Source organism: Nakamurella endophytica, assembly GCF_014646215.1.
Taxonomy (GTDB): Bacteria; Actinomycetota; Actinomycetes; order Mycobacteriales; family Nakamurellaceae; genus Nakamurella; species Nakamurella endophytica.
Window position 1 is genome coordinate 92,249 of record NZ_BMNA01000006.1, and the last position, 22,379, is coordinate 114,627.

At 74.6% G+C, this 22,379-nt stretch carries 18 protein-coding genes; 13 read left to right on the forward strand and 5 right to left on the reverse strand.

Annotated features, from left to right (window positions below; all coding sequences use genetic code 11):
* The first annotated feature begins 179 nt into the window (after window positions 1-179).
* From IEY37_RS15240 to glf, 4 genes are all read left to right on the forward strand, one after another.
* Window positions 180-2,900: a sensor domain-containing protein gene (locus IEY37_RS15240; RefSeq protein ID WP_188943030.1), complete on the forward strand. Its 2,721-nt coding sequence runs from the start codon at window positions 180-182 to the stop codon at window positions 2,898-2,900.
* A 373-nt stretch (window positions 2,901-3,273) separates the two neighbouring features.
* Window positions 3,274-5,892 carry a glycosyltransferase gene (locus tag IEY37_RS15245; RefSeq protein ID WP_188943032.1) on the forward strand — a complete coding sequence of 873 codons (2,619 nt, stop codon included), beginning with the start codon at window positions 3,274-3,276 and terminating at the stop codon, window positions 5,890-5,892.
* Window positions 5,889-6,341: a hypothetical protein gene (locus tag IEY37_RS15250; RefSeq protein WP_188943034.1), complete on the forward strand. Its 453-nt coding sequence runs from the start codon at window positions 5,889-5,891 to the stop codon at window positions 6,339-6,341. Before IEY37_RS15245 ends, IEY37_RS15250 begins: the two co-directional genes overlap by 4 nt.
* Window positions 6,338-7,507, forward strand: a complete 1,170-nt coding sequence (glf, locus tag IEY37_RS15255) for a UDP-galactopyranose mutase (protein WP_188943036.1) — start codon at window positions 6,338-6,340, stop codon at window positions 7,505-7,507. Before IEY37_RS15250 ends, glf begins: the two co-directional genes overlap by 4 nt.
* A gap of 33 nt (window positions 7,508-7,540) precedes the next feature.
* Here the strand turns inward: glf and IEY37_RS15260 are convergent, their stop codons facing one another.
* Window positions 7,541-8,605, reverse strand: coding sequence for an NAD-dependent epimerase/dehydratase family protein (locus IEY37_RS15260; protein WP_188943038.1), 1,065 nt, complete (start codon window positions 8,603-8,605; stop codon window positions 7,541-7,543).
* A gap of 102 nt (window positions 8,606-8,707) precedes the next feature.
* A complete protein-coding gene (locus IEY37_RS22200; protein ID WP_373298363.1) occupies window positions 8,708-9,301 on the reverse strand; it encodes a fasciclin domain-containing protein in 594 nt (197 codons plus the stop codon).
* On the opposite strand from IEY37_RS22200, the gene IEY37_RS22205 reads away from it, so the two are divergent.
* Complete coding sequence (locus IEY37_RS22205; protein WP_229674481.1) at window positions 9,222-9,791, forward strand: hypothetical protein; 570 nt, start codon at window positions 9,222-9,224, stop codon at window positions 9,789-9,791. The two genes, IEY37_RS22200 and IEY37_RS22205, sit on opposite strands and share 80 nt — an antisense overlap.
* Here the strand turns inward: IEY37_RS22205 and IEY37_RS15270 are convergent.
* Both IEY37_RS15270 and IEY37_RS15275 read right to left on the reverse strand, forming a co-directional pair.
* Entirely contained in the window at window positions 9,761-11,425 is a 1,665-nt protein-coding gene (locus IEY37_RS15270) for a molybdopterin-dependent oxidoreductase (protein ID WP_229674482.1), read from the reverse strand. The two genes, IEY37_RS22205 and IEY37_RS15270, sit on opposite strands and share 31 nt — an antisense overlap.
* Window positions 11,426-11,549: 124 nt before the next feature.
* Complete coding sequence (locus IEY37_RS15275; RefSeq protein ID WP_188943042.1) at window positions 11,550-13,238, reverse strand: molybdopterin-dependent oxidoreductase; 1,689 nt, start codon at window positions 13,236-13,238, stop codon at window positions 11,550-11,552.
* Between the two features lie 242 nt (window positions 13,239-13,480).
* On the opposite strand from IEY37_RS15275, the gene sigK reads away from it, so the two are divergent.
* The 8 genes from sigK (at window position 13,481) to IEY37_RS15315 (ending at window position 21,817) form a co-directional block, all read left to right on the forward strand.
* On the forward strand, window positions 13,481-14,098 hold the full coding sequence (gene sigK, locus IEY37_RS15280) for an ECF RNA polymerase sigma factor SigK (RefSeq protein WP_188943044.1): 618 nt from the start codon (window positions 13,481-13,483) through the stop codon (window positions 14,096-14,098).
* Window positions 14,095-14,877 (forward strand): anti-sigma factor, encoded by a 783-nt coding sequence (locus IEY37_RS15285; protein ID WP_188943046.1) that lies wholly within the window; start codon window positions 14,095-14,097, stop codon window positions 14,875-14,877. The genes sigK and IEY37_RS15285 overlap by 4 nt, the downstream gene beginning before the upstream one ends.
* A gap of 151 nt (window positions 14,878-15,028) precedes the next feature.
* Complete coding sequence (locus IEY37_RS15290; protein ID WP_188943048.1) at window positions 15,029-15,553, forward strand: SigE family RNA polymerase sigma factor; 525 nt, start codon at window positions 15,029-15,031, stop codon at window positions 15,551-15,553.
* Complete coding sequence (locus tag IEY37_RS15295) at window positions 15,550-16,590, forward strand: hypothetical protein (RefSeq protein ID WP_188943051.1); 1,041 nt, start codon at window positions 15,550-15,552, stop codon at window positions 16,588-16,590. Before IEY37_RS15290 ends, IEY37_RS15295 begins: the two co-directional genes overlap by 4 nt.
* Before the next feature lie 73 nt (window positions 16,591-16,663).
* On the forward strand, window positions 16,664-17,218 hold the full coding sequence (locus IEY37_RS15300; protein ID WP_188943053.1) for a hypothetical protein: 555 nt from the start codon (window positions 16,664-16,666) through the stop codon (window positions 17,216-17,218).
* A gap of 172 nt (window positions 17,219-17,390) precedes the next feature.
* Window positions 17,391-18,767 carry an adenylosuccinate lyase gene (gene purB, locus IEY37_RS15305; protein WP_373298364.1) on the forward strand — a complete coding sequence of 459 codons (1,377 nt, stop codon included), beginning with the start codon at window positions 17,391-17,393 and terminating at the stop codon, window positions 18,765-18,767.
* A gap of 44 nt (window positions 18,768-18,811) precedes the next feature.
* A complete protein-coding gene (locus IEY37_RS15310; RefSeq protein ID WP_188943057.1) occupies window positions 18,812-20,872 on the forward strand; it encodes a M3 family metallopeptidase in 2,061 nt (686 codons plus the stop codon).
* Between the two features lie 3 nt (window positions 20,873-20,875).
* Complete coding sequence (locus IEY37_RS15315) at window positions 20,876-21,817, forward strand: phosphoribosylaminoimidazolesuccinocarboxamide synthase (RefSeq protein WP_229674484.1); 942 nt, start codon at window positions 20,876-20,878, stop codon at window positions 21,815-21,817.
* Between the two features lie 243 nt (window positions 21,818-22,060).
* Here IEY37_RS15315 and IEY37_RS15320 read toward each other — a convergent pair whose 3' ends face one another.
* Window positions 22,061-22,339: an isoamylase early set domain-containing protein gene (locus tag IEY37_RS15320; RefSeq protein ID WP_188943059.1), complete on the reverse strand. Its 279-nt coding sequence runs from the start codon at window positions 22,337-22,339 to the stop codon at window positions 22,061-22,063.
* Window positions 22,340-22,379: the final 40 nt, after the last annotated feature.

Genomic DNA, 22,379 nt, shown 5'->3' on the forward strand with positions numbered 1-22,379 from the left:
GGCCCGTCGCCATCCCATCACCCGTTCGACCGGCCACGGACGGACCCGGGAGAAAAGCCCGCCGCACGATCGGGCGCAATATTCGCCGTGCGTATCTACGCGATTACAGCTCGTTTACGCTGATTCCGAGGCGCCGGTGGTCGGCACCGGCCCGACGGGGCGGAAAGGGGCGGCGCAGCGTGGCTCATCGTCCCTCCCGCCCGCAGGCCGACGTCGTCGTTCCGGCGGCCCGGGTCCCCATCCCGGCCGCCCTCCCGCCGGCCCGAGCGGTGGGTCAGCAGTCCGCGGACGGCGGTGGCGACCCGCTGGCCGACCTGCGCGGGCGGCTGGCCGAGCAGACCGCCCTGCGCGTGCAGGCGGAGGCGTCGGTGGCCGTCCTCACCGCCCGCGTGCGGGAGCGCGAACGGATCCTGCGGGCCGCCCAGGAGCTCGCCCGGGTCGGGGACTGGTCCTGGGACCTGCGCACCGGGCACATGTACTGGTCCGAACAGGTGCACCGGCTGGTCGGTCTCGATCCGGCGACGTCGCCGGCCGACTTCGATCGGTACATGTCGATGGTCGTCGACGAGGACCGGGACAGCAGCAGGACGCACGTCCTGCGGGCGGCGGAGACCGGCGAGGACATCGAGCTCGAGCACCGCGTCCTGCGTGCGGACGGATCCGTCCGCGAGATGTCCGTCCGCGGGCTTGCCGAACGGGACGCCGCCGGGACCGTCGTCAAGCTGACCGGCAGCATCCAGGACGTCACCGAGATCCGCCAGGCGGCCCGGGACCTGCGGCGGTCGCGGGACCTGTTCGCCGGTGTGCTCGACGCGGCCACCCAGCAGTCGATCGTCGCCACCGATCCGCGGGGGCGGATCACCGTCTTCAACCGCGGTGCCGAGCGCATGCTCGGGTGGCTCGAGGACGACGTGCTGGGCACCTCGCACGAACGCCTCCACGACCCCGACGAGCTCGCCGAGCGCGCCGGGGAATCGGGGCTGCCAGCGGGTCACCCCGTGGTGCTGGCCCGGGCGGCCACCGGGGAGGCCGAGACCCGCCGGTGGACCCTGCGGACGCGGGACGGCCGCCGGCGCTGCGTCGAGGTGTCGGTGACCGCGATGCCCGGACCGGGCGGGACGACCGGCGGTTTCATCCTGGTCGGCACCGACATCACCGAACGGCTGGCCGCCGAGCAGGCCCTCCGGGAGAGCGAGTCGCGGTTCCAGGACATGTTCCGGTACGCCCCGAACGGGATGATGCTCATCCGCCTGGGTTCCGACGTCGGCCGCTTCTCCCAGGTCAACGCGGCACTGTGCCGGCTGACCGGCTACTCCGAGGAGCAGCTGCTGCAGATGCGGGTGGTCGACCTGACCGCCGACGAGGAGAAGCACCTGCACGTGGAACGGTTCGGCGCCATGGCCGCCGGTCAGCCGGCGGAGACCACGGCGGAGCGGCACTGGGTCCGCGCCGACGGGCAGGACCTGTGGGTGCAGTTCAGCGTGACGCCGCGGGCCGGATCCACCGACTCCTACCTCATCGGGCAGGTCGAGGACATCACCGCCCGGCGGCAGGCCGAGGCCCGGTTGACGCACCAGGCGTTGCACGACGGCCTGACCGGGCTGCCCAACCGCATCCTGCTCACCGACCGCATCGAGCACGCCCTGGCGTCGGCCAAGCGGTCCGGCCACGCCGTCGGCGTGCTGTACCTGGACCTGGACGGCTTCAAGTCGATCAACGACACGGCCGGGCACGCCGCAGGCGACGACGTGCTCGTGCAGGTGGCGGGCCGGCTGACCCGGGCACTGCGGCCCGGCGACACGGTGGCCCGGCTGGGCGGGGACGAGTTCGTCGTGGTGTGCGAGACCCTGGACGACGTCACGGTGGCCCAGCGCATCGCCCAGCGCATCCTGGACGCCGTCCGCCGCCCGTACCAGCACGGGAACCAGGTGCTGCGGCTCAGCGCGAGCGTCGGCATCTGCCTGTCGGAGACCGACGGCACGTCCACGGCCGCGCAGCTGCTCAACGCGGCGGACCAGGCCATGTACCGCGCCAAGGACGCGGGCCGCGACCGGATCCGGGTCAGCGGTGTGGACGACCCGGACCACGCCGCGCGCTCGGCCAGGGCCGCCCGCACCCTGCGGCTGCAGCGGGAGCTGACCGAGGCGGTGGCCCGCGACGAGTTCTTCTTCGTCGGGCAGCCGGTGCACCATGTGGACTCCGGCCGGGTGGCGGCGGTGGAGACCTTGATCCGGTGGCGTCACCCGGACCGCGGGGTGCTGGGCCCGGGTGAGTTCCTGGACGTCGCGGAGAGCGGCGACCACATCCTGGCGATGGGTCGCCGGGCGCTGTCGGAGTCCTGCCGGATGGCCGGCGACTGGGTCCGCGCGCTCGGGCCGGCGGCGCCGCCGGTGCACGTGAACGTCTCGGGACGGCAGCTTGAGTCCGGCAACCTGCACGACGACGTGCTGGCCGAGCTGGAAGCGCACGGGCTGCCGCCGGCGCAGCTCGTCCTGGAGCTGACCGAGACCCACATGCCGCTGCTGGCCGACTCGCTGCGCAAGGACCTGCTGCGCCTTCGGGAGCACGGCGTCATGGTGGCGATCGACGACCTCGGCACCGGCTACAGCAGCCTGAGCCGGATCACCGAGCTGCCCGTGGACATCCTGAAGATCGACGTCAGCTTCGTCGCCGGCATCCTGACCGATCAGGCCTCCGCGGCGGTCGCCCGCGGCATCGTCGCCATCGGCGAGGGCATGGGCCTGTCGGTCATCGCCGAGGGCGTCGAGACGCCGGAGCAGGCCACCACCCTGCGCGGGTACGGCTGTGGGCTGGTGCAGGGATACCACTACAGCCGGCCGCTGCCCGAGGACGCCCTGATGGACTACCTCCGCGCGCACAACGGCGGCGCCCAGGGCTGACCCGGCGGCCGGTCGGACCCCGGCACGGGCCCGCGTCCGCGGGTGGTGTGGCCGTCGGTGTCGGTCGGTGTCGGTCGGTGTCCCTCGGCGGCCGCGACGCCGGTCCACCGCACGCCGACCGGGCGTCGCCGTTTGGCGCGCCACGGTGCGGGAATCTCCGGCACAGATGTAGGTGGTCGCGCCGATCGGCGGGACCGGGCCTGGGTGGGCGTCAAAGCGTGGCGTCCCGGTCCGGCGGCCGCCGCAGGAGGTCGCCGTGTTCGACTCGTCCCCGTGCATCCGGTCCGGGACGGGCGGTCGCGCCTCCGGCCGGGCGGACTGACGTGGTGGACTCCGGGCAGGTGGCTCGGCAGCCGCGGCCCTGGGCCGGACGGTGACCGCCGCTCCCGGTGCCCTCTCGATCGACCAGGTCTTCCCCGCCGGCGCGCGCAGCATCGTCGCCGGTTTCGAGAGCACCCACCTGCCGGCCCACGGCGTGGACGTCGCCGAGCTGACCGGCCACACCACCCGGTGGCGGGACGACGTCGACGCGGTGCTGGCCGCCGGCGTTCGTCATTTCCGCTACCCGCTCCGCTGGCCGCGGATCGAGGCGGAGACCGGCCGGTTCGACTGGGCCGAGCCCGACCGGATCCTGGGCCACCTGCGGGACCAGGGCGCCGTGGTCGTCGCCGATTTGGTGCACCACACCAGCTATCCGCGGTGGATCACCGGAGGTTTCGCCGACCCGCGGTTCGGGGCGGCGTTCGTCCGCTACGGCCGGGCGGTCGCCGACCGGTACCCGTGGCTGCTGGCCTACACGGTCTTCAACGAGCCGTTCGCCACCCTGTTCCTGGCCGGCCACGAGGCGCTCTGGCCGCCGTACCACCGTGGCGACGACGGCTTCGCCGGGCTGCTGACCTCGGTGCTGCCCGCCGTCGGCGAGCTGTCCCGCTGGTACGCCCAGGCCCTGCCGGACGCGGTGCACGTGTGGGTGGACACCGCCGAGCACCACCGCGGGGTGCGCGACGGCCACGCGCACGCGGCGATGGCCAACGACCGGCGGCACGTGGTCCTCGACCTGGTGCTCGGCCACGACCTGCGCGGCGACCGGCCGTACCTGCAGACCCTGCGCCGGTCCGGCGGCGCGTCGCTGCTGGACCTGGAACCCGCACCGGTCGACGTGCTGGGACTGGACTACTACTGCCACTCCGAGTGGTTCTACGACGAGCGTGGCGGTCACGCGCCACCGCCGCACCCCATCGGCTTCGCCGCCGTGGCGCAGTACTACGCCGAGCGGTACCGGCGACCGGTGCTGCTCACCGAGACCAACATCCGCGGCTTCCCGTCCGACCGGGCGTCCTGGCTCAAGTACGTGCTGCAGGAGTACGAGGACGCCGTCGCCCGCGGCGTCGACCTGCGCGGCCTGTGCTGGTTCCCGCAGGTCGACTCCTGCGACTGGGACTCGTTGCTGGCCCGACCGGGCCGCCGTGTGGACCCCGTCGGGGTCTGGAGCATCGACTCCGCGGGCGGCCGCCGCGCCACCAGCATGACCAGGGCCTGGGCCCTGGCCGCCGCCGGGCGGCCGTCCGCGGACCTGCCCGCCTACCGCCTGCAGGAGCCGTGCGCCAGCCAGCTCTCCGGGTACGGGCCGGCCATGAGCGGCTGGTCGTTCCAGGATCCGCCGGTCGACGAACTCCACCCACCGATCCCCGTGTCGAACCGAGCCACGCCCGGTGCCGAGCTCAGTCCCCGAGAGGTCCCTGCGATGACACCCACCCCCGCGACATCCAGGCTGTCGACCGCCGCGGCGGAGCCGAACGCCCTCCCCGCTGCCCGGATCGGCAGTCGCACATCCGATCTCGTGGTGCTGTCCCACCTCCGCTGGGACTGGGTCTGGCAGCGACCGCAGCACCTGGTCTCGCGGATGGCGCGGACCCGCGCCGCCGCGGGTGCCCGCACCTGGTTCGTCGAGGAACCCGTCGCCGGACCGGTCGGGGAGCCGACCCTCCGGCACGAGGAGCGGGACGGCATCGTTCGGGTCCGGCTGGAAGTGCCACCCGGCGGCTGTCCGACGGAGCACCTGACCTTCGGTGCCGACGGCACCGCCTGCTACGGCGAGCTGCTGTCGGCCCTGGTCACCGGTACCGACGGTGCCGCCGGTGCCGAGCAGCCCGATCCGGACGTCTGGCTGTACACCCCGATGGCGCTGGAGACGGCCCGCGCGCTCGCCCCGGGTCGGCTGGTCTTCGACGTCATGGACGACCTGGCGGCGTTCCAGTCGGCGCCCGCCGGCCTGAAGCTGGCGCACCGGCGGGCGTTGACGGAGGCGGACCTGGTGTTCACCGGTGGCCGGTCGCTGGACCGCGGCGTCCGCGCGCAGCGCACCAGGGACGTGCACCTGTTCCCCAGCGGGGTGGACACCGGGCACTACGCCGCCTCGCGGGCGCTGCGGGCACCGCACCCGCGGCCGGTGGCCGGCTATGTCGGCGTCGTCGACGAGCGACTCGACCTGGACCTGCTGGCCGGCCTGGCCCGCGAGCTGCCGGACTGGGAGATCCGGGTGGTCGGGCCGGTGGCCAAGATCGACCCTGCGGATCTGCCGGCGGCGCCCAACCTCTGCTACGCCGGGCCGGCCTCCTACTCCGAGCTGCCGGCGGTGATGGCCGGTTTCGACGTCGCCCTGATGCCGTTCGCGCTCAACGAGGCGACCCGGTCGATCAGCCCGACCAAGTCGCTGGAGTACCTGGCCGCCGGACTGCCGGTGGTCTCGACCCCGATCGCGGACGTCGTCGCCGACCTCGGTGACGTCGTCGACGTCGCCACGGACGCCGTGGCGTTCGCCGCGGCGTGCCGCTCGGCGGTGGCCGGAACCGCCGCCGCTCGCCGACGACGCGCCACGGCGGTGCTGGCACAGCGGGGGTGGGACCGGATAGCTGAGACCATGCACCAGCTGCTCGAGGAGTGCCGCACGGACACCCGGGCCGCGACCGACCGACGGGGGGTGAGTGCGTGACGGCGCTCGACGACGACGTGCGTACCGGCGACCGCATCCGCCCCGCTGGTGGCACGGTCGGCGGCACCGCTGGTGGCACGGTTGGTGGAACCGCTGATGACACGGTCGGTGCCGCGCTCGGCGGCGGCGCCCACGCACGCCTCGACGGTGCGGCGCACCCCGACACGTCTGCACTCGCAGGCGATCTCGAGTTCGCCCACCGGCTCGGCGTAGGCGCCGCGGTGGCCGGCATCCAGGACCCGGCGCTCGAGACCAGCCGGCTGGCCGGCCCGCCGGCGGCCGTGGAGGCGGTCGCCGAGGCGGCGGTGAGTTCCGCGACGCCCTTCCTCCGGGCGCCGCTGCTGTCCCGGATCGCACACGCACTGCTGCTGCACGACGGCACCGGGGGACGGTGCCGCACCTGCGACGTCCCGGCGCCCTGTCCGACGGCCCGGGAGCTGACCCGATGACCGCCGCCACGCTGCGCGATCCCGCCGACCTGTCCGGTGCCGATCTGGTCGTCGTCGGCGCCGGTTTCTTCGGCCTCACGGTCGCCGAGCAGGTCGCATCGCTGGGGAAGACGGTGGTGGTGCTGGACCGTCGGCCGCACCTGGGCGGCAACGCCTACTCCGAGAGCGATCCCGAGACCGGCATCGAGGTGCACCGCTACGGCGCCCACCTGTTCCACACCTCGAACGAGCGGGTGTGGCGCTACGTCAACAGGTTCACCGACTTCACCGGCTACCAGCACCGGGTGTTCAGCGTCAGCGCCGGCCGGGTGTACCCGCTGCCCATCAACCTCGGCACGCTGTGCGAGTACTTCGGCCGCCAGCTGACGCCCGAGCAGGCCCGCGAGCTGATCCGCGAGCAGGCCGCGGAGATCGAGACCGGGGCCGCGGACAACCTCGAGGACAGGGCGATCTCGCTGATCGGCCGCCCGCTGTACGAGGCCTTCATCCGGGGGTACACCCAGAAGCAGTGGCAGACCGATCCCCGCGACCTGCCGGCCGAGGTCATCACCCGGCTGCCCGTGCGGTACACCTTCGACAACCGGTACTTCAGCGACCGCTACGAGGGCCTGCCCGTCGACGGGTACACCGCCTGGCTGCAGCGGATGGCCGACCACCCGCGCATCGAGATCCGGCTGTGCACCGACTGGTTCGACGTCCGGTCGACGGTCCGGCCCGGTACGCCGGTGGTCTACACCGGCCCGGTCGACCGGTTCTTCGACCACGCGGCCGGCCGGCTCGGCTGGCGCACCCTGGACTTCCGCTCCGAGGTGCTGCCGGTGGGCGACTTCCAGGGCACGTCGGTGATGAACTACGCCGACGTCGACGTCCCCTACACCCGGATCCACGAGTTCCGGCACTTCCACCCGGAGCGCGACTACCCCGCGGACCGCACCGTCATCGTCCGCGAGTACTCGCGGCCGGCCGGTGAGGGGGACGAGCCGTACTACCCGGTGAACACCCCGCGGGACCGTGCCGTGCTGCAGCGGTACCGCGAACTCGCGGCCCGGGAGCCCGACGTGCTGTTCGGCGGCCGGCTCGGCACGTACCAGTACCTGGACATGCACATGGCGATCGCCTCGGCACTCACGCTGTTCGACAACGAGGTGCGGCCCCGGCTGTCCTGACCGTCCGGCCCGGACCGCCGGGGCCGTGCCGTTTCAGGGCAGGGCGCGCCGGGTGATCGGGCCGAGCCGGGTCCCGTCCAGCGCCTCGCCGAGCACCGTCCGCCGGCGCAGCACCGGGCTGGCGGTGGCCTCCGCGGACCGCATCCCGATCATCAGGTCGCGGAGCGCGTCCCGCGCCGACCAGGTCGGCGACCAGCCGAGGTGCTCCCGGGCCCGGGTCGTGTCGATCAGCGGCGTGGCGAACGCCAGGTCGATCCACCCGGGGTCGAGCCGGTGCAGCCGCAGGGTCCAGCCGGCGGCCACCGCGGCCCGCACCACCGGCCGGGGCACCGCCACCGGCACGGCGTGCAGCACCTCCGCCAGCTCCCGCCGGGTGATCGGGTCGTCGGCCGACAGGTTGAACGCGCCGGCCACGCCGCGCTGCACGGCGTTGCGCACGGCCGCAGCGACGTCGCTGGTGTGCACGACCGGGATGGCGAACCGCTCGTCCAGGGGCAGCACCGGCACCAGGTCCAGGGTGGCGCGGGGCAGGAAGGCGGGCAGGCCGTAGCGCAGCAGTGCGCTGCCGGCCCGGCGCTGCAGGACGAGGCCGGGCCGCAGCCGGGTGATGACCGGCGGGTCGCCGGCCGCCTCGTGGGCGTCCAGCAGCCGCTCGGCCGCCGCCTTGTGCCGGCTGTAGGCCAGCGTCGGGATCCCGGTCGTCGGCCAGCTCTCGTCCACCCGGCCGCCCTCCGCCGGCCCGGCGGCGTAGGCGCCCACGGACGACATGTGGACCAGGTGGGGGATCTCCGCGCGGCGCGCCGCCTCCAGGACCGTCCGCAGCCCGCCGACGCCGACCCGTTCCAGGTAGCCGGTGTCCCGGGCGGGCTGGAAGGCCCAGACCAGGTTGACGACGGCGTCCGCACCGCGGAACACCGGCTCCAGCTCGTCGGCGGTGGTCCGGGCCAGATCCACCGACTGCCAGCGGGCGCCGTCGTACGGCGCTCCCTCCGGCGGCACCCGGCGGCACACGCCGACCAGGTCGTGGCCGTCCCCGGCGAAGGCCTCGAGCACGGCCGTCCCGACGTTGCCGCTGGCTCCCAGCACGACGATCCTCACGGGTCCGTCGGTACCCGGGCGGGCAGCGGCCGAACCAGCGGGGACGACCACGGCCCCGGCGAGGATCCGCCGGGGCCGTGGGGTGGTGCCTGGTGCGGCCGGTCAGGAGGCCGGCGGGGTGAGCACCGAGTCGATCAGGTAGACGGTCGCGTTCTTGGTCTGGACGCCGCCGCAGATCACCGAGGCGTCGCCGACCTTGAGGTCCTGGCCGGAGCCGGTCACCGTCACGGTGCCGCCCTCGACGGTCTTGTGCGTGCCGACGATCTGGTCGGGCGCGATCCGGCCCGGAACCACGTGGTAGGTCAGGATCTTGGTCAGCAGCGCGGAGTCGGTCTTCAGGGTGGCCAGCGTCGCCGCGGGCACCTTGGCGAACGCCGCGTCGACCGGCGCGAAGACGGTGAACTCGGCGCTGTCCAACGTGGTGACCAGGTCGACCTTGGGGTTCAGCTTGCCGGAGACGGCGGCGACGAGGGTCGTGAGCAGGGGGTTGCTGGACGCCGCCGCGGCGACCGGAGCCTGCGCCATGCCCTCGACGGACCCGGCGCCCGAGGGGTTGGCCTTGGCGTAGGCCGCGCAGCCAGGGCCGACCAGGCCGGCGGCCGCGGCGCCGCCCGACATGGCGCCCGACGACATACCCGACGACATACCCGACGACATCCCGCCCGACGACATCCCCGACGACATGCCCGACGACATGGCGCCGGACGACATGGCGCCCGACGACATGGCGCCGGAACCCGTCATGGGCATCGACGACGTGGACGACATCGCCGAGCTGGACATGCTGCTCGACGAGTCGGCCGAGCTGGTGGTGGACGTCGACCCTGTCGAGCTGGATCCGCAGGCGACGAGGACGACGGCGAGGGATCCGGCGGCGGCCAGGCCGGCCAGCTTCTTGACGAACATGGTTCTCCTTGGGGTGCAGGGCGTTCTCCGCCCGCTGTCGATCGGTGGACGCAAAGATCGTGTGTGGAAAGAGGTCCCGATGTACCTCCGGGGACTGCTGGTGTTTCGAGCCCGGTCTCGAACCGGATGGGTCGACAGGCCTGACGGCGCAAGACGTGACCGGTTCGTGACCCGAGCAGCGACCACCGATCGCGGCCGGCGCGCCTCCCCGACGCGACGTGCGGAGCGGGACCGGCGGATCGCCGGCGGTCAGGAGACGGTGATGCTGCGGGAGTCGTAGCCCGTGGAGCCGCTCGGGAAGGGCGGCCGCACCGCCTCGTCCTGCACGGTGCCGTCCCGGTCCACGGCCCGCACCCGGACGGTGTGCAGGCCGGGCGTCGCCGTCCACGCCCAGCGCCACTGCACCCAGGTGTCCTCCGACGGGACGGCGCCCAGCTCGGCGTCCCGCCACGGGCCGTCGTCGACCTGCAGCTGGACCGCGCGGATGCCGTGCTGCTGCGCCCAGGCGACGCCGGCGAGGACGATCTGCTCCCCGGCCCGGTACTGCGCGAAGCCGCGGGGGACGTCGATGCGGGAGGAGAGCCGGATGGGGCCCTGGGGTGCCCAACCACGGGCGGTCCAGTAGGCCGTCTCGGCCGCGAAGGTGGACACCTTCATGTCGACAACCCACTTGCAGGCCGACACGTAGCCGTACAGGCCGGGGACCACCATCCGGACCGGGAAGCCGTGCTCGACGGGCAGCGGTTCCCCGTTCATCCCGACGGCCAGCAGGGCGTCCCGGCCGTCGGTCAGCGCGGACAGGGGCGCGGTGAGGGTGAACCCGTCGACGCTGGTGCAGAGCACGCAGTCGGCACCGGCGGCCGGGCGGACCTCCGCCAGCAGGTCGTCGATCCGGGCGCCGACCCAGGTGGCGTTGCCGACCAGGTCGCCGCCGACCTCGTTGGAGACGCAGGTCAGGGTGATCGTGCGCTGGATCTGCTCGCGGGCCAGGAGGTCGTCGAACGAGAGCTCGAGCGGCCGCTCCACCATGCCGTGCACCTGCAGCCGCCACGCGTCGGTCGTCAGCGACGGCACCGCGAACGCGGTGTCCACCCGGTAGAAGTCGGTGGTCGGGGTGATCCACGGCTGCTGACCCTCGACGCCGAGCGACGTCCCGGCCGGCACGGTCTGTGCGTCCGCCGGCGCGGGCACCCGGAACCGGGCACGGCTGTCGGCGACGGCCGCCGAGCTCGGCACCCACCGGGCGAGCGCTCCGGCCGCCGCCGCGGCGACGACGCCGACGCCGGCCACCCGGAAGAAGTGCCGCCGGTCGGTGCCGGCCGCGCGGGCGGCGACCGGCGCGGAACCGGGCCGCGGGGACACCTCCGCCGCCACCTGCTCGGCCGCCCCGGCCGCGCCCGGTCCGGACGCCGGCACCGTCCGGCGAAAGGCCAGGACCAGCAGCACCGCCCCGGCGGCGCCGCCCAGCAGCACCGGCACGCCGTCGGCCGGCCCGGTGCCGGTGCGGGTCCACACCGCGGCCAGGGCGACGGCGACGAGCGCGCCGGTCAGCGCGAGGGCGGTCCGCGGGCTGCGCCGCGCCACCAGCCCGACGAGGAGCGCGACGAGGACCAGGGTCAGACCCATGCCGACCCGCAGGGCGTCCTTGTCGTGCTGCCCGAACTGCCGGATGGCGAACTCCTTGAGCCACTCCGGGGTGAGCTGGATGAAGGCACCGCCCAGCGCGGTCACCGGGGACGACGCGGCGTGCAGCACACCGGCCCACACACCCAGCGCGGACAGCAGCTCGGCGAGGCCGATGGTGACCCCGACCGCGACCAGACCGACCGCGGCGGCCGCCCAGCGGCCGGGCAGCCACGGGCGCCCGGTGTCGTCACGGCGTCTGGTCCGTCCGGCGGCTGGTGCGGTCGTCACGGCCGTGGTTCACCGCCGCCGGCCGCGCGGATGGGCGGTGTCGCCCGATCGTGACCGGCGGCACGCCGTGGTCCACCGGGTCGGACCGCGCCGATCCGGGAGGCCGCCGGCCCGGCGGCGTCCCTCAGACGACGTCGAAGGTGATGGCGTCCCAGCCGGTGGCCCCGTCGGGCACCACCGGCGTCTCGGTGCCCGTCTGCACCGCACCGGTGCCGTCCGTCGCGCGGCAGTGCAGCTGGTGCGTGCCCTCGACGGCCGTCCAGGCGAACCGCCACTGGCGCCAGGTGTCGGCGGACACCGCGTCCGCCAGCTCGGCCGCCATCCACGGGCCGTCGTCGATCCGCACCTCGACGGCGCGGATGCCGCGGTGCTGCGCCCAGGCGGTGCCGGCGAAGACCACGCGGTGGCCGGCGTCGTACTGCGCCTTGTGCTTCGGGACGTCGATCCGGGAGGCGGTCTTGACGGGGCCGTGGTCGGACCATCCCCGTTCGGTCCAGTAGGCGGTGACGTCGGCGAAGCGGGTGACCTCGAGGTCGACGACCCACTTCGTCGCGGACACGTACCCGTACAGGCCCGGGACGACCATGCGGACCGGGAACCCGTGCTCGACCGGCAGCGGCTCGCCGTTCATCGCCACGGCGAGGATGGCGTCGCGGCCGTCGGTGAGCACGTCCAGCGGGGTGCTCGCGGTCCAGCCGTCCTTGCTCGTCGACAGCACGCAGTCCGCCCCGGACTGCGGGCCGGCCTCGGCGAGCAGGGCGTCCAGCCGGGCGCCGAGCCAGCGGGCGTTGCCGGCCAGGTCGCCACCGACCTCGTTCGAGACGCAGGTCAGGGTGACGGCCCGTTCGATCAGCGGCCGGGCCAGCAGGTCGTTCCAACCGATGGTCAGCGGCCGGTCGACCATGCCGTGGATGCGCAGCGACCACTCCGCGGTGGTCACCTGGGGCAGCGCCAGCGCGGTGTCGATGCGGTAGAAGTCCGGGTTCGGCACGAGGTACGGCGTCGCGCCGTTGACGTCGATGTCGGTCGACCGCGGGATGACCTGCCGCGACACCGGTGCGGGCAGGGTGGTGGCGGCCCGGCTCTCCTGCACCTTGGCCGCGCTCGGCACCCAGCGCGCGACGATCCCGGCCAGCGCGGCGGCGCCCGCCGCCCACCCCGTCATCCGCAGGAACCCACGGCGCTGCACCGGCAGCGGACCGGCCGGCACCGCGGCCGGGCCCACCGGGCGCACCGTCCCGACCGGCGGGATCGGCGCGTCGGCCACCGCGGCCACCGCGCGGTCGGGATCGGCGGGCGAGGGCGCCGACCCGGCCGCAGCCGGCCGCGCGACACCGGCGAACAGTCGCCACAGCACCACCAGTCCCACGGCGGCACCGACCAGCACCGGCAGGCCGTCGAGGGCGGTGGCGCCGGCCCGCACCCAGACCGCGACCAGCGTCACCGCGACCAGCACCCCGACGGCGACCGCCGCCGCGGTCCGCGAGCGCCGCGCCCACACCCCCAGCCCGGCGGCCACCGCCACGATGACCACCACCATGCCGGTCCGCAGCGCATCCTTGTCGTGCGTGCCGAACAGCTGGACGGCCAGGCTCTTGAGCCACTCCGGGGTCAGCCGGATGAACCCGCTGCCGAGCGAGTCCAGCGGCGACGACGGGACGTGCAGCCACCCCGTCCACTGGCCGAGCGCGGCGAGCAGCTCGGCGACGGCGAACGCGAGCGCCACGGCCACCACGCCGCCGAGAGCCGCCGCCCACCGCCCCAGCGGCCGGCCCGCCGCGGGGGTGCCCGGCCGCGTGTGAACCGTCGTCATGGTTCCTCCGCAGAACTGAGTCGTCGTGTCCCGTCCAGTCTGCGCCGCCGTACCGCCGAGCAACTGGGCCGCGCAGCCAAACCTGCGCAGACGGGTGAAATCGTTGGGGTCCGTCCGCCCGATGGGCCATCCACCCGACTGGGGGTGCCGAAGCACCGGGCGTGAACCCCAGGTCTGCCGGGACGGCCGCATCCGCTCGGGTCGTCTCCCTGAGCCGGGTGCGGCAGGAGAGAATGGCGAGCATGACCTCCCCCGGACCGCATTCGCGCGGTCATTCCGCGGTGCCCAACGCGAGCCCTTCGCCACCGGCGGCCGGACAGACGCCGGAAGAGTTGCTCCGCCGCACGGCTGTGGGGGAGGAAGCGGCCTTCGCGTCGCTCTACGACCTGTTCTCGACGCGGGTGTTCGGGCTGGCCAAGCGGATCGTCCGGGACCCCAGCCAGGCCGAGGAGGTCGCCCAGGAGGTGTTCCTGGAGATCTGGCGCCGCGCCAGCCGGTTCGACGCCGGCCGCGGGTCGGCGCTGTCCTGGGTGATGACCCTGACCCACGGCCGCTCGGTCGACCGGGTCCGGTCGGCCCAGGCCGCCGCGGACCGCGACCTGCGGGTGGCCCAGTCCTCGACCGAGCGGGATGTCGACTCGGTCGTCGAAGCCGTCGAGGCGTCGTTCGAGCGACGCGCGGTGCAGCGCTGCCTGGGTTCACTGACCGAGTTGCAGCGCGAGTCGGTCACCCTGGCCTACTACAGCGGCTATTCCTACCGGGAGGTCGCGGAACTGCTCTCTGCACCGCTGCCCACCATCAAGACCCGACTCCGCGACGGCCTGATCCGACTCCGCGACTGCCTGGGGGTGGCGACATGAGGCCCGATCCGCACCTGCTGACCGGCGCCGCAGCCTTGGACGCGTTGCCCGACGACGAGTCCGCGGAGCTCGCCGCGCACCTCGCCGAGTGCGAGACGTGCGCCGCCGAGCTGGCCGGTTTCGTCGAGACCGCGGCCCTGCTCGGCGCCGTCACCGCGGACACGCCCCCGGCGCGGCTCCGGGAGTCGGTGCTCGCCGCGGCCCGGGCGACGCCCCAGCTGCCGCCGGCCACCGGTCGCGTCGCGGACGCCGGAGCGCACCGCGCCCCCGAGCCCGCCGACCGCGCCGCCGACGGGGCGCCTGCACCGGCCACCGGAGCGGACGTCGTCCCGCTGCGCCGCCCCTGGTACCGCCGGCCGCAGGCCCTGCTCGCCGCGGCCGTCGCGGCCGTCGTGCTGGCCGCCGGCACGGCCGTCGTGGTGGTCACGTCCGCTCCCGACCGGGACGTGGCGACCTGCGTGAGCACCGCCGCCGACGCGCGCGTGGTCGCGCCGAGCGTCGGGACCGGCGGCGAGGTGGTCGCCTCCGGTCAGTGCAACCAGGCGACCGTCACGGTCGCCGGCCTGCCACCGCTGCCGGGCGGCAAGGTGTACCAGCTCTGGTACCTGCGCGGGCAGGAACCGGTGTCCATGGGGGTGCTGGCGACGTCCGCCACCGGGTCACTGCAACCGGTGACCGCGCCGCTGGCCGCCGGCACCACCGCGTTCGCCGTCACGGTCGAACCGACCGGCGGATCGGCCGCGCCGACCACCAGCCCGGTCTGGGTGGTGCCGCTCTAACCGGCGACCGGTCCCGTGGCGCGGCCCGCGGCCGATCCGGACGTGGGGCACAATCCTCCCGGTCGCCGGCGCATCCCGGCGAACGCCCCGGGCGACCCGTGCAACGGGCCTGCCGGTCGGTTCCGTCCAGGGTGCAGGAGCGGGGGTCGCCGTGCACCGCGACGAGGAGGAGGCGTTCTCCTCGTACGTCGCGGCCCGCAGGGATCGGGTGCGGCGGATCGCGTTCCTGCTGTGCGGTGACTGGCACCGTGCGGACGACCTGACGCAGACCGCGTTCGTGAAGCTGTACGGAGCATGGGACAAGGTGCGCGACCGCGGTGCGTTGGACGCCTACGTGCGGTCCTGCCTGGTCCGGGCCGTGGTGGACGAGTCGCGGCGGCCGTGGCGTCGTGAGCGGTCGGTGGACGTGCTGCCGGAGGTCGCGGGACTGGACGACCTGGCGGAAAGGGTCGTCGACCGCGACCGGGTACGGGCGGCCCTCGCCGCCGTGCCGCCCGGTCAGCGAACCGCCCTGGTGCTGCGGTACTTCGAAGGCCTGGACGTCGCCGCGACCGCGGCCGCCCTGGGCTGCTCCGAGGGGACCGTCAAGTCGCAGACGGCCCGCGGGCTGGCGGCGTTGAAGCGGGAACTCGAACGCGCTCCGGCGCGTGGTCCGGCGGAGGGAGGTGCGTCGTGACGGACGAACCGGTCGACCGGGCGGGCAATCCCGACGATCCGGCCGCGGCGCCGCTGGCCGCACTGTTCGCGGCGGCGCTCCGGGACGAGCCGCCCAGCCGGCTGTCGACCGAGGGCGTGCTCGCCGACGCCCGCCACGCCAGCACGTGGGAGCGGATCGACCGGCAGCACCGGCGCGACCGCGTTCGCAGCTACCTGCTCGCCGCCGCCGTGCTGGTCGTCGTGGTGCTCGGCGGGACCTGGGTGTTCCGCCACGGGGCCGTCACGACGGCCAACTCGGCCGGCTCCTCCTCGTCCTCCTCGTCCGCCTCCTCGTCGTCGGCTGCTTCGTCGGCTGCTTCGTCGGCTCTGTCGTCGGCCGCGGCGTCGGTGCGGTCCCCGGCGGCCGGGTCCGCGGGCTCCGGGTCCCGCGCGGCCGGCGGCTCCGTGGAGTACACGGGAGCAGTCACCGGAGGGTCGACGTCCGCTGCGTCGTCGTCCGCCTCGTCCGAGTCTGCGTCCGGGTCTGCGTCGGCCGGGTCCTCGTCGTCCTCGTCGGCCGGATCCTCCGGGGGGTCCTCGGCCGGTTCGGCGTCCGGCGCGTCGGGGTCCGGGGTGGCTTCCGGGGGAGCGACCAGCGGCGGTGCCGCGACGGCGTCCGCCGGCTGCCCGGTCCTGCCCGTCGCCGCGACGTCCGCGGCGGTGGCCGCGCGGCCGGACGGCGTCAGCCCGATCACCCGGCGGGCGGCCCGGTGCGCGCCGGCCGTCACCGGTGCGGTGACGGTCGGCTCCCCGCGGCCCGGTGCGCTCACGGTCACGGTGCGGGTGTCCCGGGCCGCCGCCGGCGCCTGCACCCGACCCGCGTCCGGCACGCCCTGCCGGCGCACCGGCGCCGACACGTACGCCTTGGGCTGCACCTCGCGGTGCTTCTCGGTGTGGGTCTACGCCGGCGGCCGGCAGGTCGAGGTCACCGGCGACACCGGCGTCCCCGGCCGGCCGTGGACGGACCGGGACGGGCTGGAGCGGACCGCCCGGGCGGTGCTCGCAGCGTTCGGCTGACGGCGCCGCCGCCGGCCGCCGCGCCGGCAGGTCCGTCGCTGCGTCACCGGGCGGTCTGGCAGCATCACGTCGAGTGGGGGACGAGTCGGTCAGCGGGGGGCACGACGGTCACCGCACCGTGCACGGCCACGCCGAGCCGTTCCGCTCGATGTGGTCCAGGGTGGGCGGCGCCAACTCGACGGCCGCGCTGTACGGCGCGGTGGTCGCCGCGGGCCTGCTCTCGGTCGCCGACGAGCAGGAGAACCCCACCGGCGACGTCCTGATCGGCTCCCTGGGCATCCTCGCCGTGTTCTGGCTGGCCCACTCGTACACCCACGTGCTGGGCACCCGGCCGGCCGGTGCCGGCGGCACCCTCATGCGGCACATGCTGCGGACCATGCGGCACGAGGCGGCGCTGGTGCTCGGCGGCCTGCCGGCCCTGGCCTTCGTCGGCGTCGCCGTGCTCGCCGGCCTCCGGCCGGAGGTGGCGGTCGTCGCGGCGATCGCCGTCACCGGCGTCGTGCTGACCGTCTGCGGCCTGGTGTACGGCCGCCGCTGCGGCGCCCGTGGCTGGGATCTCGCACGGGAGACGGCGACCGGGGCGGTGCTCGGCGCCGTCGTGCTGCTGCTCGAGATCGTGGCGCACTGAGCGGGGGACCGCCCCGCGGACCGGTCGGCCGGCGGGCGGTGCACCGGCGGGCGGATCCGGCCGGCTCCGCGGCCGCGGCGGACCGCCCGCACGGTGCTGAGAGGATGGCGGGGTGACCTCGCCGGCCCCCGTCCCCCGCAACGTCCTGGCCGCCCGCTACGCGTCCCCGGAGATGGTGGCGATCTGGTCCACCGAGAACAAGATCGTCGCCGAGCGCCGGCTGTGGCTGGCCGTGCTCCGCGCCCAGGCCGCCGCCGGGGTCCCGGTCGAGGCCGGCGTGCTCGCCGACTACGAGGCCGTCGTGGACCGGGTCGACCTGGAGTCCATCGCGGTCCGGGAGCGGGTGACCCGGCACGACGTCAAGGCCCGCATCGAGGAGTTCAACGCCCTGGCCGGCCACGAGCAGGTCCACAAGGGCATGACCAGCCGCGACCTGACCGAGAACGTCGAGCAGGCGCAGGTGCTGGCCGGTCTGCGCCTGGTCCGGGACCGGACCGTCGCGCTGCTCGCCCGGCTGGCCGAGCGGGCCACCGAGTACGCCGACCTGGTGGTCACCGGCCGCACACACAACGTGCCCGCCCAGGCCACCACGCTGGGCAAGCGCTTCGCGTCCGCCGCCGACGAGGTGCTGGCGGCGTATCGCAGGGTCGAGGACCTGCTCGCCCGGTACCCGCTGCGCGGGATCAAGGGACCCGTCGGCACCGCGCAGGACATGCTCGACCTGCTCGGCTCGGCCGAGGCCGTGGCCGCCCTCGAGTCCGCCGTCGTGACCGAGGTGGCCGGCACCGACCGGGTGCTGACCTCGGTCGGCCAGGTCTACCCGCGGTCGCTGGACTGGGAGGTGGTCACGGCGCTGGTCCAGGTGGCCGCCGGGCCGGCCTCGCTGGCGACGACGATCCGGCTGATGGCCGGCGCCGAGCTGGCCACCGAGGGTTTCCAGCCCGGGCAGGTCGGCTCGTCCGCCATGCCGCACAAGATGAACAGCCGGTCCTGCGAACGGGTCTCGGGTCTCGCGGTGGTGCTGCGCGGCTACGCCGCGATGACCGGCGAGCTGGCGGGGACGCAGTGGAACGAGGGCGACGTGTCGTGCTCGGTGGTGCGCCGGGTGGCGCTGCCGGACGCGTTCTACGCCGTCGACGGGCTGCTGGAGACCATGCTCACCGTGCTGGCCGACTTTGGCGCCTACCCGGCGGTGATCGACCGCGAGCTGCGCCGGTACCTGCCGTTCCTGGCCACCACGAAGATCCTGATCGCCGCCGTCCGGGCCGGGGTCGGCCGGGAGACCGCCCACGAGGTGATCAAGGACCACGCCGTCGCCGCCGCCCTGGCGCTGCGGGAGACCGGTCAGGACGCCAACGACCTGCTCGACCGGCTCGCCGCGGACCCGCGGCTGCCGCTGGACCGGGCCGGCCTTGACCGCCTGCTCGGCGACCCGATCGACTTCACCGGGGCCGCGTCGGCGCAGGTCGCCGTGGTGGTCGAGCAGGTGCGGGAGGTCGTCGACCGCCACCCCGACGCCGCCGGGTACCGGCCCGGTCCCATCCTCTGACCCGCCCGCCGGCCGGGCCCCGCACCAGCTCCCGAGAGGACACCATGACCGCACCGAGCCTCGATCCGGCCAACCCGTTCGCCGCGCCGTCCTCGCTGCCGTTCGGACTGCCGCCGTTCGCCGCGATCCGCGACGAGCACTACGCGCCCGCGTTCGAGGCGGGGCGGGCCCAGCAGCTGGCCGAGGTCGAGGCGATCGCGTCGGACCCGCGGCCCCCGGACCTGGAGAACACCCTGGTCGCGCTGGAGCGGTCCGGGCAGCTGCTGGAGCGGGTGGCCGCGACGTTCTACAACCTCGTCTCCTCGGTCGCGACGCCCGAGCTGCGGCGGATCGAGGCGGAGCAGGCGCCGCTGATGGCGGCGCACCGCGACGCCATCCGGTTACACCGGCCGCTGTTCGCCCGTATCGACGCGGTCCACCGCGGGCGCGAGTCGGCCGGGCTTGGTCCGGAGTCGCGGCGCCTGGTCGAGCGGTACCACCTGGATTTCGTGCTGGCCGGCGCCCAGCTGGATCCGGCCGGACAGGACCAGCTGCGCGAGCTGAACCGGGAGATCTCGGTCCTGACCACCACCTTCCAGCAGAACCTGCAGCAGGCCACCGAGGCGGCCGCCGTGCTGGTGACCGAGGAGGCCCAGCTGGCCGGCATGTCCGGGGAGGCCAGGAACGCCGCCGCCGCGGCCGCCCGCGCCCGCGGGGTGGACGGCGGGTACCTGTTGCCGCTGGTGCTGCCGACGTCGCAGCCGGCGCTGGCGGTGCTGTCCGACCGCGACACCCGCCGCCGGCTGTTCGAGGCCTCGGTGAGCCGCGCGTCCGCCGGCGAGCACGACAACGGACCGGTCGCCGTGCAGATCGCCCGGCTGCGCGCCTGCCGGGCCCGGCTGCTCGGCTTCGCCACCCACGCCGACGCCATGGTCGCCGACCAGACCGCCGGCAGCAGCGCCGCCGTCGACGGACTGCTCTCCCGGCTGGTCGCGCCGGCGCTGGCCAACGCGCGGATGGAGGCCGCGGCGCTCGCGCAGGCGGCCGCCCGCGACGGCGTCGAGCTGGCGCCGTGGGACTGGGCGTACTACTCCGAGCGCGTCCGCGCCGAGCGGTACGCCGTCGACACCGCGGCGCTGCGGCCGTACTTCGAGCTGGACCGGGTGCTCGCCGACGGCGTCTTCCACGCCGCCGAGCAGGTCTACGGGATCCGGTTCCGCCGCCGCCCCGACCTGTCGGGCTACCACCCGGACGTCCGGGTGTGGGAGGTGCTCGACGGCGACGGCACCTCGCTCGGGCTGTACCTGGGCGACTACTTCGCCCGGGACGGCAAGCGCGGCGGTGCCTGGATGAACTCCTACGTCGAGCAGTCGGCACTGCTGGGAACCCGGCCCGTGGTGGCCAACAACCTCAACGTGCCGGCGCCGGCGGCGGGGGAGAAGGCCCTGCTCACCCTCGACGAGGTCGACACCTTGTTCCACGAGTTCGGGCACGCGCTGCACGGGCTCTTCTCGGACGTCACGTACCCACGGTTCTCCGGGACCAGCGTGCCGCGCGACTTCGTCGAGTTCCCCAGCCAGGTGAACGAGATGTGGGCGATGTGGCCGGAGGTGCTGCAGCACTACGCGTTCCACACGGTCACCGGGGAGCCGCTGGACCCGGCCGTCGTCGAGGCCATCCGCGCCGCCCGGCAGTGGGGGGAGGGGCACGCGACCACGGAGTACCTCGGCGCCACCCTGCTGGACCAGGCCTGGCACCGCATCGGACCGGACGAGGAGATCCGGTCCGCCACCGACTTTGAGGTCGCCGCGCTCGAACGGGCCGGGATCGCCTTCGATCTCGTGCCACCGCGGTACCGCACCACGTACTTCCAGCACATCTTCGCCGGCGCCTACTCGGCCGGCTACTACTCCTACATCTGGTCCGAGGTGCTGGACGCCGACACGGTCGAGTGGTTCCGGGAGAACGGCGGGATGCGCCGGGAGAACGGCGACGTCTTCCGACGGCGGCTGCTGTCCCGCGGGGGAGCGGTCGACTCGCTCGCCGCGTTCCGCGACGTGCGCGGCCGCGACGGTGATCCCGGGCCGCTGCTGCGCCGGCGCGGGCTCGACCGGACGGTGGCCTGACCGGTGGCGGGGAGCGCGCAGGCGGTGCAGCTGACGGACTACCGGCACCTGGCCTCGGGCAAGGTGCGCGAGCTGTACGAGGTGGACGACGAGCTGCTGCTCCTGGTGGCCACCGACCGGATCAGCGCCTACGACCACGTGCTGCCCACCGGGATCCCGGACAAGGGGCGGGTGCTGACGGCCATGAGCGTCTTCTGGTTCGAGCTCCTCGCCGACCTGGTGCCGGGGCACGTGGTGGCCACCGAGGACCGGCGCATCCCCGCGTCGGTGCGTGGACGGGCGCTGCTGGTCCGGCGGCTGGACATGGTGCCGGTGGAGTGCGTGGCGCGCGGGTACCTGACGGGATCGGGGCTGGCCGACTACCGCAGCACCGGAGCGGTCTGCGGCATCACCCTCCCGCCCGGGCTGGACGAGGCGGACCGGTTGCCCGAGCCGCTGTTCACCCCCGCCGCCAAGGCGGAGCTGGGCGCCCACGACGAGAACATCGGCTACGACGACGTCGTCGCCACGGTCGGTGCCGAACGTGCCCAGCAGCTCCGGGATCTCACGCTGGCGCTGTACGCCAGGGCGGCCGAGCACGCGGCCGGCCGGGGAGTGCTGGTGGCGGACACCAAGTTCGAGTTCGGCCTGGACGGCCACCGGATGGTGCTCGGCGACGAGGTGCTCACCCCGGACTCCTCCAGGTTCTGGCCGGTCGACGGCTACCGCCCGGGGCGGGTGCAGCCGTCGTACGACAAGCAGTACGTCCGGGACTGGTTGACCGGACCCGACTCCGGCTGGGACCGGCGGACCGACGCGCCGCCACCCCCGCTGCCGGCCGAGGTGGTCGACGCGACACGGCGCCGCTACGTGCAGGCCTACGAGCTGGTCACCGGCCGTCGCTTCGACGACTGGCCCGGCGGCGACGCCGGGTGGACCGCCGGCGCATCACCGGCGCATCACTGACGCGGTACCACGGGTCCCGGCGCGCCGGGCGTGGCCCGGTTGCAGCGTGCCTGCGGACCTGCCACGGCCGGCATGGCGACGCCGCCGGCCGGGCTCGCGGGGAGCCCGACCGGCGGCGTGGACAGGGGGCGGTCCGGGACCGCGACGACGCCCGGGCGCGTGCGCCGGGCGCCGGTGGCGCGGGCCGGGAACGCCGGATCGGCACCTGATCGGCACCGCGCCGCGGCCGCGCAGGGTTTCGGATCAGGTGTGGACGACGGACCCGGCGTGGTCGATGACGTGGGCGTCGGGGTCGTCGAACCAGACGCCACCCTCGCCGAGGTAGCGGAAACGGATCTCGGTGCCGTGCGGCACGGCCACGCTGACGCTGCGGGTCCCGTTGCTGCGCTTGACGAGTCGGTGCACACCCGGCTGCCAGTCGTTGAAGGTGCCGACCGCGGACACGGCTCCCTCGTGCACGTCGTCCGGCAGGACGAACTTGACGGTGGTGGTCTTCGGGTTCTGCTGGATGCGGATCGCCATGTCGTCTCCGGGTCGTCACGTCTCGGGCTTGCGGGTGTGA